This window comes from Calditrichota bacterium (assembly GCA_013112635.1).
In the GTDB taxonomy this organism is placed as follows: domain Bacteria; phylum Calditrichota; class Calditrichia; order Calditrichales; family J004; genus JABFGF01.
The window spans coordinates 246030-261390 of record JABFGF010000003.1 but is presented as its reverse complement, the minus strand read 5'-3'; the positions used below and the strand labels follow the sequence as shown (position 1 = coordinate 261390).

Below are 15361 nucleotides of genomic sequence, written 5' to 3'. Positions count from 1 at the left end.
TTAAAATTCAGCATTTATGCCTACGCTGATTTTAATGATCTTGATGCTGTTCAACGCTTTACCGCAAACCTTGCCTTTTAGGAATAGACTAAAAATACTTCAACCACAAATTGGATGTTTCCAAAAAACAGTTTTAACTATAAGCTTTAAATAATAATCCTGTTTTCTGGAATTTATATTATTTTTTTTTCGTTTCGAGATAATTAAACATTCCATATATTTTCATATTTATACACCTGACCAACCAAAAATAATTTTTATTCTAGAATAACGGCATTATAGTGCCTATTTCTATTTTCACATTTTGATAAATAAAGGGAGTTCTATAATGAACCTAGGAAAATTTCCCCAAATACTTTTTTGTTTTGCTTTGCTTTGGATTACCAACAACCTTTTTGCACAAAATACTGATGTTGTTTTTGAACGACTCAACACATCACATGGGCTCTCAAACAACACGGCGCAGAGAGTATTTCAGGACAGCAAAGGGTTTATTTGGGTCGCAACAGCAGATGGGCTTAATAGATATGATGGATATTCATTTAAAACATTTCGCAATGATCCGCAGGATACCACTTCCATAATTAGTAATACTATCTGGTCTATTTACGAAGATCGTACAGGAAATATTTGGATTGGCTCAGAAGGTGGGCTTAGTCTTTTTGTTAGAGAAACAGAAACATTTAAAAATTTTATTTATGAGGCAATGCCGAACATACCTGAACAAGCGATCCGCTGGGTAGCTGCCGTTTTCTCCATCACTCAGTTGGAAGAAAATGTTTTATGGATGGGTACGGTTTTCAACGGACTTACTAAATTTGATATAACGACAAAACAATTCACGCATTTTTTACCAGATCCGGATGCACCCATTGGAAATAGCAATATAGTAATTTGGCTGGCCAACGATTATAAAGATAAAAATACCTTGTGGTTTTCAATTGATCGTGGAATAAGCTCTTTTAACACATCAAATAATACATTTAAAAATGTAAACCTTCCTAAAGAATTGTTTTCGGGACAAGTATGGGAAGTGTATCCTGATAGCAAAGGATATATCTGGGCTGGTACTGAAAAAGATGGCCTAATCCGTCTGAACCTAGAGAATGATGAATATGTTCTTTTTACTCCCGACCCAACTAACCCAGAAAGTATTAGCGGTTTTGGCACCTGGGCTGTGATTGAAGATAAAAATGAAACCAATACTTTTTGGGTGGGCACCCGAAATGGGTTAAATAAATATGACCTTAATACAAATACTTTCTTCGCCTTCAAATCGGATGTGCATGACCAAAGTACACTTAGCAGTGATTTTGTTTTTGATATTTTCCAAGATCGTACAGGTGTATTATGGATTGCAACTGCAGGCGGCCTGGATAAAATTGATCCGGGACGTGTTCCATTTCGTAATTATGCACATATTCCCGCTGCTAAAAACAGCTTAAATGAAAACGATGTTTATGCTTTACTTGAATCTACAAAAGATGATGAAGTATTGTGGATTGGAACTTATGGTGGGGGAATTAATCGCCTTGACGCCACAAACAATTCGTTTACATACATAAAACATAACCCCGGCAACTTAAACAGTCTTAGTGGAGACAGCATACGAAGTTTATATCAAGACCCGGATGATAATGGGGAAATTCTGTGGGTTGGAGTCGCCGGAAAAGGGCTTGATCGTTATGATCTGAAAAATAAAAAATTTGAAAATTATAGTTATCAATCTGGTAACCCAAACAGCCTTAGCAGTAATACTATACGCCAGATATATGAAACGCGTGATGGTATGTTATGGCTTGCCACTGCCAGCGGTTTAAACAAGTTTGATCGCAAAAAAGAAATTTTTACACGCTATCTCCTTCAGGATACAACATATGTCGCACCAATTCGCAAATTATTATTAACACTGCATTCAACTAAAAAACCTTTGCAATCCATCCTTAAAGTGGGTGAGTCAGCAGATCATACTCAATCATTTACAATATCTCAAAAAACATCTGTACTTATTGCGGCGATGGGTGAAGGTCAGGATGACATGTATGATCATGGCTGGCTTGAGGATTCAGATGGGAAAAAAATCTGGATAATGGACTTTGATGAAAGTAAGCATGCCGGCGGTGGTGCAAAAAACAGATTACATCTAAAATTACTGGAGTTGGAAAGCGGGCAATACAATTTGCGGTATGTTTCTGATATTGGCCATTCTTATTCAAATTGGAACGTTGCCGAACCAATAAATGCTTCGATGTGGGGGATACAGGTCTTTGAAATAAATAATGAAGAAAAAAGGATCATCTCTCAAAATATTAATAAAAATGAAAAGCCAAACTCAATCGCAGGAAGTAACATTTCAAGTATAATAGAAGATGGTTATGGAATGCTTTGGGTTGCAACCCAAGACGGCGGCCTGAGTAAGCTCGATCGAAAAAGTGGTAACTTTACTAATTATAGAAGTTCATCCGAAACTAACAGTCTGAGTAACAATATTGCTTTCTCACTCCATGAAGATAATTATGGTTCTCTATGGATTGGTACTCAAAGTGGATTAAATAAGTTTGATGCTGCCACTAATTCTTTTAAATCCTGGACAACAAAAGACGGGTTACCAAATAATGCCATAATAAATTTCCTTGAAGATGAATCAGGTAAAATTTGGATGGCCACAGGGAATGGTATAACTAAGTTTGATCCAAATGATGAAAGTTTAACTTTTATCAATTATGGTGTTCAGGATGGTGTGAAGTTTGATCAATACTATATTGGGTCTAAAACTCGTACCACAAATGGCAGCATGTTTTTTGGAGGAAGAAGCGGTTTTGTTTCTTTTAAACCAGGCAAAAACAACCCACAGCCTCCACATACTTTAATTTCGGATTTTCAGATTTTTAACCAATCTGTTTTACCGGGGAAAGATTCGCCTTTACAAAAACATATCAGTGAAACAGAATCCCTTGAGCTTTCACATGATCAAAATGTTTTCTCTTTTGAATTTACTGCCCTGCACTATTCACGACCGGAGAAAAATCTGTACTTATTTAAAATGGAAGGATTTGATAAAGACTGGATTGATGGCACCCGCCGTTTTGCACCGTACACAAATCTTGATCCGGGAAAATATACCTTCCAGGTAAAAGCCGCCAACAGTGATGGCGTCTGGAATGAAAAAGGCGCTTCTGTTAATATTACAATTCATCCCCCATGGTGGCGCACTTATTGGGCTTATGGCGGGTATGTGTTTCTTTTTCTTGGAATTATTTTTGCGATAGATCGAATCCAACGAAGAAGAATGATAATTAAAACCAGGGAGCGCATGAAAATCCAAGCTGCTGAACACCGGGCAGAATCAGCAGAATTACAGGCACGTGCAGTACAAGCAGAAAACGAACGCAAATCCAAAGAACTGGAAGAAGCACGTCAACTTCAGCTTTCTATGTTACCCAAGGAGCTGCCACAATTACCAAATCTGGATATTGCTGTTTATATGCAAACAGCCACCGAGGTTGGCGGTGATTATTATGATTTCCATGTTTCATTGGATGGCACTTTAACAGTCGTCATTGGCGATGCAACCGGCCATGGTATGAAGGCCGGTACTATGGTTACAACGGCAAAATCACTGTTTAACAGCTATGCCCCAAACCCGGATATTTTATTTTCTTTTCAGGAAATCACCCGCTGTATAAAACAAATGAATTTTGGCAAACTTTCCATGTGCCTTACAATGCTTAAAATTAAAGGCGACAAAATGCAAATCTCCACTGCCGGAATGCCGCCTTCTTTTATTTTTCGGGGTGATACAAAAGTAGTTGAAGAGCATCTTTTTAAAGCTATGCCGTTGGGTACAATGGAGAAATTTCCCTATGAAGTAAAGGACACAACTCTTAAAGCCGGCGATACTATCTTGCTAATGAGTGATGGTCTTCCCGAGTTAAGTAATAACAGTGGCGATATGTATGGCTACAAAAAGATCCGCAATGGTTTTGAGGATATTGCTGAAAAATCACCTGAAGAAATTATTACATATTTAAAAAACGAAGGTTCCGACTGGGTGAACCATGAAGCCCCTGACGATGATGTTACTTTTGTGGTTATCAAAGTAAAAAATTAATCCTAAACTTTTGCAAAGGCAATCATGAAGAAATCATGCATTTTGTTGATAACATTAATTCTACCATTTTCGCAAATTTTATTTGCTCAGGACAAGCCCGTAAACTTTGACCGCCTGTCAACCAGAGACGGCCTGTCTCAAAACCGGGTGTTTGATATTGTTCAGGATAACCATGGCTTTATTTGGATTGCTACAGAGGACGGCCTGAACAGATATGATGGTTATAATTTTAAAGTGTATAAAAATGATCCTAATGACAGTACATCAATGAACAATGGTTTTATTGAAACACTATTTTTATCAAAAAGTGGTGATCTATGGATGGGAGGTAGGTTTGGGGGCCTTAGCCGCTATAATTATAATAATGAAACATTCTCCCATTTAAAAAACAATCATATCGATCCAAAAACCATCGCCAGTAACAATGTTTTTGATATCAGTGAGGATACTAAAGGTAACCTTTGGATTGCAACATCAGATAAGGGTTTTGATTATTTCGACTCCTCAAACAAGGTATTCTATCATATGGAAAACCTTTTACCTCAGGGATATCAGTTTAATACAACATTCCTCAGTTTTATACACCAGGACAATGAAGGTAGGCTTTGGGTCGGGGGTATTGGAAAACTCCACTTGTTCAGGGTCGAATATCATCAAAACGGCATTCCAAAATTAATTCCAATAAAAATTAATAACGACTTTTTTAGAACAGGTGCAACTACTATTGAGGAAGATATAAACGGCACAATTTGGATTGGAACAGCAAATGAAGGCTTGTTTTATTTCGATCAACCGGAAAAAACACTGGAACCTTATCCCCTAAAAATTGGTAGCCTAACAACTAACGAAATATTGATTTCTGCTATTGAATCTGATAAAAACGGCACATTATGGTTAGGTGGGTTTAATCTTGAAAATGGTGTGGACGTTTCATTTGGCAATGGTTTTGGTGTCATAAAAATCAATCCTGAAAAAAAGACCTTACAGCAATACAGGCGTGATCCTGAAAATGAAAACAGCCTCAGTGGAAATGATATTTTAAAGCTATATAAAGATAAAACAGATGTCCTCTGGGTTGGAACCGATTTAAACGGCATAAATAAATATGATGATACCGTTACAAAATTTCATGTGTTCAAGCCGAGTGATTTCATCCAGTCCAAAAGTAGAATTGATGCTGCACGAGGTTTCTATTTAAAAAATGATATAGTATATATAGCTTCCGCTGCAGGAGGCGTAATTACCTACGATAGAAAAAAAGGTAAATATGATCAATTTCTAAGCGACCCTAATAACCCGCATTCTGTCAGTTCAAATTTTAGTAAGTGCATTTATGATGATGGAAAGTATTTGTGGATCGGGACCAATTCCGGTTTAAATCGTTTTGATCTAAGTACGAAATCCTTTAAACGCTTCTATTTAGATCCTAGTCAAATTGACGTTGACCTGTCTAATACATTTATAAATGTTAATTCTGTTAACTACAACATTATTGAGATCGAAAAAATGCCGGGTTATCTTTGGTATGGCTCAAATGGCGGCGGTTTGGTCAGGTTCAACAAAAATGATTATACATTTAAGAACTATACATATGATCCTGAAATCGAAAACAGTTTTAACAATAATGATAATTTTGTTCGTGTTATTTGGTATTCAAAATCGTTCCCGAATGAGATTTGGACGGGCTCGACACACGGCATTAATATATTAAATCTTGAAACGGAAGAATTCCGTTATTTTACCCACGATCAAAAGAATCCAAACTCATTAAGCCATGACAATATAATGCATTTTTATGAAGATGAAAAAGGCTACATTTGGATTTCAACTTACGGTGGGGGGTTAAATAGATTCGATCCAAAAACAGGAAAGTTTTTAAGATTCACAGAGAGCAATAGTGATATTCCTAATAATTCCGTTTATGGCGTTTTGCCGGATGAGCAGGGAAATTTGTGGATGTCCACAAACAATGGTATCAGTAAATTTAATCCCAGCACATTTCAATTTAGAAATTATTCACTGGATGATGGCCTGCAAGGTGAAGAGTTTAACGGCGGCGCCCTTTATAAAAGTGATGAGGGTGAAATGTTCTTTGGCGGCATTGATGGTTTTAACTCTTTTTTCCCATCGCAGGTTGTTGATAACAACTCCAAACCCGAAATAGTCATAACTGATTTAAAAATCTTTAACGAATCTGTTAAGCCAGACCAAGAAAACTCTCCGTTAAAAAAGCAGATATCAAATACAAAAGAAGTTATTCTCTCTTATTGGCAAAATGATATTTCGTTTGAATATGTCGGGCTTCATTATGCAAATGCAAGCAGAAATAAATACGCCTTTAAATTAGAAAATTATGAAGATGAATGGCGCAATGTTGATAATATTAGAATTGCCACATACACCAATCTCGATCACGGAGAATATGTATTCCACGTAAAAGGCTCTAACAGCGACGGGCTTTGGAATGAGGCTGGTACATCTCTCAAATTGACAATTTTACCACCTTGGTGGAGAACTTATTGGGCTTACCTTTGCTATATTATTATGTTAATATTAGCCGCTATTGGAATAGACCGAATTCAACGGGCCCGCGTAAAAGCTCAAGAAAAACATAAAACAGAACTGGCACTCCTCGAAGCTGAAAATAAACGCAAAAGCCTGGAATTAGAAGAAGCCCGGTCGCTTCAGCTTTCCATGCTTCCGAAAGAGCTACCCCAATTACCTAATCTGGATATTGCCGTTTATATGCAAACTGCTACTGAAGTCGGCGGTGATTATTATGATTTTCATGTAGCCCTTGACGGCACACTCACTGTTGTGATTGGTGACGCAACCGGGCATGGTATGAAGGCCGGAACAATGGTTACAGCAGCAAAGTCTCTATTTAACAGTTACGCCCCTAATCCGGATATATTATACTCATTCAGTGAAATTACCCGCTGCATAAAAAAACTTAATATGGGCAAGATGTCTATGTGTCTGACCATGTTGAAAATAAAGGGCGATAAAATGGAGATTTCTACAGCAGGGATGCCGCCCTCCTTTATTTTCCGGGGTGACACAAAAATTGTAGAAGAACACATGTTTCAGGGAATGCCCTTGGGCACAATGGAAAAATTTCCATATGAATTGAAAGACACCACATTAAAACCGGGCGATACAATTTTGCTAATGAGTGACGGTTTACCAGAATTGGCAAATGAAAAAGAGGAGATGTACGGTTATAAAAAAATCCGTAATGGTTTTGAAGATGTGGCAGATAAAGCTCCTGAGGAAATTATTACATATTTGAAAAACGAGGGTTCAGATTGGGTGAACCATGAAGCCCCTGACGATGATGTTACTTTTGTGGTAATAAAGGTGAAATAATCGTCATCATGAGACTTGGGCTGACATTGTCAGTTCATGCATTGATATAGTCAATACAGTACAAAAAAACAATAACCTGTCATTCTATCCAAAGGGCTCCTCGAAGCAAAGTGATGTGAAGAACCCCATTGTTATCCATGTGGGATGTTTCGATTCCTCAGAATGACAATCCCAATGCTTCGATAGAATGGCTTCTTCATTAGCGTTCAGGATGACAGGAGAATTGTAAACAAAAAAATATCCGCAACCAGGAATGTGCTATGAAAAAAACAAAAATAATTCTAACCAATTTATTTGTATATATTTTGGTAATAGCCAACCCAGCTTTTTCCCAAACAAATTTTACAACAGAATCAATCACTATTAGGGATGGCCTTTCAAGCAATAATATCAGAGATATTGTGCAAGACAAATACGGCTATATCTGGTTTGCTACTACCGATGGCCTAAATATGTATGACGGTTATAAAATTAAAAGTTTTAAGTCTGTTCCCGGAGATTCCACAAGTTTACCATCAAATAGTTTGTACAGGTTATTTGAAGATAAACAGGGGACTTTATGGATTTCCACCGGGGATGGATTGGCCAAATATAACAGAGCTAACAGCACATTTACTACATACTACGATTCTACAAATACTGTTACTGAAACTAATGAGATGATTGGTTTAAATGAAGACAGTAAAGGTAACTTTTGGGTATCAACCGAAGAAGGCACTTTGCAGTTTGATAGAGAAAACGAAAAGTTTATTCGATTTGACGTGATACGTCTCGACAACAGTGTACACACTTTTATTAACGCTGCAGATGCTACAATCGAAAGTAGTGCAGGAAATTTATATACAGGATCGCAAACTTTTGGTATTTTGAAATTTGACTACGACGCTTCCTTGTTTGTGCAACTCCCATTAAAAGATAACTTTCAGGACAAATTACAAAATTGCCGCTATTTTGAGATTGCCATTGATCAAGAAGACAATCTTCTTTTAGCAACTCAAAAGGGTTTCTTCAAAATAGATTTAAAAAATAACACAGGTCATGACCACACACCGTTTAGGAAAAAAACTACAAACGATTTTTGGGAAAATAGTATTACAGGATTACATATAGACAAAAACCAAAATATATGGGTTGGTACTGGACGTGCCGGATTATATTTTTTTGATGCAAAAAAACAATCTTTTGAAAAATTTAAAACCCCTTCTTCGGAGTATAATTATACAGGTTTTTACAGTGATGCTTCAGGAATATTATGGTACGGTACAACGCGGGGTGTCCGCAAATATGACTATGACCGGAAACCAATAGAAACATTTAAATTATCACTTGATGCAGAAGAAGCAACCAACAGGTCCGTTTTATCCTTTTCCGGTAGCGACGTTTATAAAGAGCAGGTTTGGCTAGGCACAATGAAAGGTATTTACCTTTTTAACAAGAAAAATAAAACAAGCGTTTTAGGCCAAAACGTAATCACAAATCTATCCAACCTTAACCAAACCAGGATCACCAACATTGTCGAAAAGAATGGAGTATTGTGGATAGCAACAGCCGGGTATGGACTTTATTCTTATAATTTAAACTCCGCAAAATATAATAACTTTACGCACAAAGACTATGATAACAGCACTATTACCAATGATGGGATATATAAGCTTGTATCGGATAGAAACAAAGATCTTTGGATTGGTACACACCGCGGACTCAATTTATTAAAATACAACAGTCAAACCGTCGTTAGCATTCCATCTTTTTTAAACAGAAAATACGACCCTCAGCTGCTTGCAAAAATAAAAGACCTGAGGAAAAATAATCAACCGACAACATCCATTATTAATGTGGGCGACTATGCGGATATAAGTAAAGAATTTGTTTTAAGAACAGATCGCAAGGTATTGATCTATTCGGTAGGCGAAGGATTGCCTGAATGGAATATGGCTGATTTTGGCTGGTTGGAGTCTGCTGCCGGGGATACAGTATGGAGCGGTACAGATTTATATGAAACATTTCATGCCGGGGGCGGAGAGAAGAACAGATTAACTATCGCGTTACTTGATTTAAAAGGGGGAAGGTATAAGCTGCGTTATAAATCAGATGACAGCCACTCTGTTCAATCTTATAACAATCAACCTCCACAGGATTCGTCTTACTGGGGCGCTCAAATATTTTCTCTAAGTGATGAGGAGTACACTCATTACAATGAAATATTACAGAGCTCAAGAAATAAGACTTTTTTAACCGGGCGTGAAATAAGGACGCTTTATGCAGATTCAAATAATAATATGTGGGTTGGAACCAGGCTTGGTTTATCTAAGATTGACACAAGTTTTTCTATTACAAATTATTCCACCGATGTTACAAATAACAACGCCTTAAGCAACAATTTAGTAGAAGATATTATTGAAGACCGAAACGGAAATATCTGGATAGCGACGCGGGATGGTTTGAACAAATACGATCCCGTTAAAAATAAATTTGATGTATTTAGAGAAAAAGATGGCCTGCCCACATCCTATTTTAAAGCTTTGGAAATGGACGATGACGGAAATTTATGGGTAAGCAGTATAAAAGGAATTTCAAAAATTGAACTGGATGAAAAGGGTGAAACACAAATTATCGTTAACTATGATGTAAAAGATGGCTTACAGGGCTATGAGTTTATTGTTCGGGCATCGCATAAAGATGAAAGCGGAAAACTCTATTTTGCCGGGCTGGATGGGTTCAATGTGTTTTATCCTGGCAGCAGTAACCGGACAAAACCGCAAATTTCCTTACAAAACATAACTGTCTCCAATAAAAGCATTCATAATTTAAAAAATGAAGATCGATATATAGATTTAGAGCAGCTATCTGAATTATCGCTTTCTCATACCCAAAACGATTTTTCTTTTGAATTTGCTTCCATTCATTTTTCACGTCCGGATAAAAACCGTTTAATGTACAAGATGGATGGTGTGGATGAAAAGTGGCGGGTCGGCGATAGACGTTTTGCGTCATATACAAATTTAGACCCCGGGGATTATATATTTAATATAAGAGCATCAAATGGGGATGGCGTTTGGAGTGATGAAACAAAAAAAATTAACATTCACATTGCGGCACCCTGGTATAACAACTGGGTAGCTTATTTCATTTATGTTGTGCTGTTTTTTGGAATATTATTTAGCATAAGAAGATTTGAAATAGCCCGTCAGCAAAAGAATTCTGAAATAAAAGAATCTCAATTGAGAGCTGAAGCGGCAGAATTAAAAGCGCAGGCTGTGGAAGCCAAGGCTTTGGTTGTACAAGCAGAAAATGAGCGCAAAACTAAAGAACTTGAGGAAGCACGAGAGCTTCAACTTTCAATGTTACCAAAAGAATTACCACAATTACCAAATCTGGATATTGCAGTTTATATGCAAACTGCTACAGAAGTCGGTGGGGATTATTATGATTTCCATGTAGGACTTGATGGCACATTAACCGTTGTAATTGGCGATGCAACAGGCCATGGCATGAAGGCCGGTACAATGGTCACAACAGCCAAGTCGCTTTTTAACAGCTATGCGCCAAACCCCGATATCCTTTTTTCCTTTAGTGAAATTACCCGCTGCATAAAACAGATGAATTTTGGCAAATTATCGATGTGCCTGACCATGCTAAAAATTAAGGGTGATAAAATGCAGATTTCTACTGCCGGTATGCCGCCCTCTTTTATTTTCCGTCAAAAAACCAAAGTGGTTGAAGAGCATTTATTTCAAGGAATGCCGCTTGGAACTATGGAAAAATTTCCATATGAGATAAAAGATACGACGTTGAAACCCGGTGACACAATTTTACTTATGAGCGATGGATTGCCCGAACTGGCAAATGACAAAGAAGAAATGTACGGCTATAAAAAAATCCGTAATGGATTTGAGGACATCGCTGAAAAAGCCCCGGAAGATATTATTACTTTTTTGAAAAACGAGGGTTCAGCTTGGGTGAATGACGAAGCTCCTGATGATGATGTAACTTTTGTAGTAATAAAAGTAAAATGAAACCTCCAAGTTACCTCAAAACAAAAAATACTTAACGAGAGAAAATATGCTGAATAAATTATTCTTAATCTTAATCCTGGTTTGCAATTCAGCCATAAGCCAACCACTTAACATAGAAGAATTCAAAATAGCTGATGGCCTTTCTGATGGCACCATACATTATGTGCTTCAGGACCGATACGGATTATTGTGGATTGCCACAAGCACGGGTGGCTTAAATATGTATGATGGATATACATTTAAAGCATTTAAAAATGTCCCGGGTAATCCAAACAGTATTCTCTCAAATGAGTTGCATGGTCTATTGGAAGATGCACAAGGAAATATTTGGATAGCAAACTCTAATGGTGTATCCAGATACAATCGTGCCGAAAACAATTTTGTGAATTATGATTTTGAAGAGCTCTTTCCGGACAAAATAGATGCCTTCGGAAATTTACTTAACATTACTATGGATGGAAATCAAAAACTTTGGGTTAGTTCTAACGGACTGGGTATGCTTAGTTTTGATAGCGAGCAAGACACTTGGATTTTACATAAATACAAAACAAAAACGGGTGTTCTTGAGGCTGATGATAAATTGGTTATTGCAAGTGAATCTGATCAACAAGGTCGTTTATGGGCCGGTGTTTTTGAACATGGTTTAATGATGTTTGATGGTGAAGAGCAACTTTTTAAACAAACTCAATTTAAAAACAATAAAAACAATCCTGATTTCACTAAACTTGGAAATGAGATCTCCTGCATTTTTAATGATCCCACAGGTATTTTATGGATTACATCCCGCAGCGGTATTTATAAACTTAACCCGCAAACAATGGAGATAAAAACATTAGTAAAATACCAAACACAAAGCCTTAATTTTTGGGCTTATTTCAACCAGATTATTCAAGATAGCCAGGGCAATGTCTGGATTGCCAACAACATACGAGGTGTACTAAAGTTTGATGGCATTTCTGATGATTTTGAAGAGATTTCTTTTGAGGGCCAATTTATTTCAAAAGATGGAGTATCCAACATTGTAGTAACCTCTATGCTTTTTGATCAAAGTGGAATAATGTGGATGGGTACAATTGCAAACGGTTTAATAAAACATGATCCCCAACGTACTGCTTTTAAACATTTTCAGCACCAACCTGATAATCCAAACAGCTTAAGCAGCAGTCAAATATTCGGATTGTACGAATCACATATTAAACCAAATCAAATCTACGTGGGAATGCGCGGTGGAGGACTTAATATTTTAGATCCGCAAAAAGAACAATTTAAAAAGATTCCTTTATCTTTCAACAATGATGTATTCGGTGGTTCTGTACGGGTAATAAGCGAAGATGATGATGGAACCCTTTGGCTGGGCCTTTGGGGTGATGGTTTGTTACATATAGACAATAAAGGCAATGTAATAAACCAATTCCAATTTGACTCATCAAAAACCACTAGTTTACCGGATAATTTAGTGCGTGTTTTGGAGAAAGATACCAAGAACAATTATTGGATTGGTACAAACTCCGGAGGTTTAATTTATTTAGATACAAAAAACAACTCTTTAAAGCGTTACAGTGATAACACAAATAAAGTCTATCCACAGGAATTGTTTAATCTTGTTAAAAACAAATTACAATCCGAATCAAAACCGTTAATGATAAAAGAAGCAACTGATAATGCTAATCTCTCCTTTGAGTTTAAAATTACCAAACCACGTAAATATCTAATTATCTCAACAGGGGAAGGTAGTTCAAATGATATCGAATTAGCTGATTGGGGATGGATTAGTGATGCTCAGGATCAGGAGATCTGGAGTGGCAAGAATGGTAGTGAGACTTTCCATCTGGGGGGAGCTGTTAAGAACAGAATTAAAATAGATATGCAGGAATTGAAACCAGGGAATTATTCACTACATTTCAAGTCCGACTTGAGCCACTCTTTTGGAAAATGGAACCAGGCTGCCCCGACTTATCTTGATTTATGGGGGATTCAAATTATCGAACTGAACGATCCTGAAGAAATAAATCATTTTCAAAGCCTGATTGATGAAGCCAATGAGCAGATTATTATCGAAGGGCGAAACATTCGCTCCATTCATGTAAATAAAGATGGTATCGTGTGGGTTGGCACAGATACCAGAGGGCTTGGACGCTTAGATCCTGCAAAGAGAACTATAAAATATTATGCAACCGAACAGGATAAAGAAAATGTGCTAAGTGATAATAGCGTTCAGTTTATTTATGAAAATGCTGATGGCATACTTTGGTTAGCAACCAATGGTGGGCTTAATCGTTTCGATCCTGAAACGGAGAATTTTACAATTTATACTGAAGAGCATGGTTTGCCAACAAATTACATCGCTTCCATTTTACCGGCCGAAAGCGGCAACCTTTGGTTAGCTACCCGTAATGGCCTTTCTAAAATGATTACATCGCCAACGACAAAACAGGTAACCTTTGTAAACTATGGTGCAGAGGATGGTCTTGGTGGAACAGATTTTATAGCCCAGGTTGCCTTAAAGAGCAGTGCCGGAAATTATTATTTTGGTGGTGAGCATGGACTTAATATTTTCAGTCGTACAAAAGAAAATGAGGCTCCGCCAGCTTTATATTTATCAGATTTAAGAGTTGGCAACGTGTCCTTGTTATCACAAAAAAGTGACATGCCATTGGACACAACTTTAACAGATATAAACGAAATAGAATTAGTACACGATAAGAATGACCTGACCTTTACTTACTCCGCCCTGCACTTTTCAAAACCTTCAAAAAACCAGTATGCTCATTTCTTAAAAGGTTATGATGAGGATTGGATTTATGATAATAAGCGAACGGCGACTTATACCAACTTAGATCCCGGTGATTATGTTTTTTCTTTTAAAGGCAGTAACCGCGATGGTATTTGGAATGAAACCGGAAAAAGCATTTCAATTACGATTCGACCTCCTTGGTGGCATACAATATGGGCTTATATTGGTTATGGCCTCTTCTTTATTGGTATTGTCTTTGGTGTAGATCGCATCCAGAGACGACGCCTTATAGCAAAATCCAAAGAGCGTTTAAGAATACAAGCCATGGAACATCGGGCTGAAACGGCAGAATTGCAAGCAAAAGCAATGCAGGCTGAACAACGTGCGTTGCAAATCGAAAATGAGCGCAAAACTAAAGAACTTGAGGAAGCACGAGAGCTTCAACTTTCAATGCTACCAAAAGAATTACCGCAGTTGCCCAACCTGGATATTGCCGTGTACATGCAAACCGCCACAGAAGTTGGCGGGGATTATTATGATTTCCATGTAGGACTTGATGGCACATTAACCGTCGTAATTGGCGATGCCACCGGACACGGTATGAAAGCCGGCACAATGGTAACCACAGCCAAATCACTTTTTAACAGCTATGCGCCAAACCCCGATATCCTTTTTTCATTTAGTGAAATTACCCGCTGCATAAAACAGATGAATTTTGGCAAATTATCGATGTGCCTGACCATGCTAAAAATTAAAGGTGACAAAATGCAGATTTCTACTGCCGGTATGCCACCCTCTTTTATTTTCAGAAGGGATACTCGTGTTGTAGAAGAGCATGTATTTCAAGGGATGCCCTTAGGTACAATGATGAAATTTCCATATGAAGTAAAAGATACGACGTTGAAACCAGGTGACACAATTTTACTTATGAGCGATGGATTGCCCGAACTGGCAAATGACAAAGATGAAATGTACGGCTATAAAAAAATCCGTAATGGTTTTGAAGAAGTGGCTGAGCAATCATCAGAAGAAATAATCAGTTATTTAAAAAATGAGGGCAAATCCTGGTCAGACGATCAGGCCCCGGATGATGATGTAACTTTTGTGGTGATTAAAGTAAAATAGAGGGTT

The 15361-nt window shown here is 37.4% G+C and carries 4 protein-coding genes; all 4 read left to right on the top strand.

Going from position 1 to position 15361, the window contains the following annotated elements:
- Positions 1-328: 328 nt before the first annotated feature.
- The 4 genes from HND50_10305 to HND50_10290 all read left to right on the top strand — a co-directional run bounded on the left by HND50_10305 (position 329) and on the right by HND50_10290 (position 15355).
- Positions 329-4111: a SpoIIE family protein phosphatase gene (locus HND50_10305; GenBank protein ID NOG45616.1), complete on the top strand. Its 3783-nt coding sequence runs from the start codon at positions 329-331 to the stop codon at positions 4109-4111.
- 24 nt (positions 4112-4135) lie between these two features.
- Positions 4136-7480, top strand: coding sequence for a SpoIIE family protein phosphatase (locus HND50_10300; protein ID NOG45615.1), 3345 nt, complete (start codon positions 4136-4138; stop codon positions 7478-7480).
- 260 nt (positions 7481-7740) lie between these two features.
- On the top strand, positions 7741-11496 hold the full coding sequence (locus HND50_10295) for a SpoIIE family protein phosphatase (GenBank protein NOG45614.1): 3756 nt from the start codon (positions 7741-7743) through the stop codon (positions 11494-11496).
- 46 nt (positions 11497-11542) lie between these two features.
- On the top strand, positions 11543-15355 hold the full coding sequence (locus HND50_10290; protein ID NOG45613.1) for a SpoIIE family protein phosphatase: 3813 nt from the start codon (positions 11543-11545) through the stop codon (positions 15353-15355).
- Positions 15356-15361 lie beyond the last annotated feature (6 nt).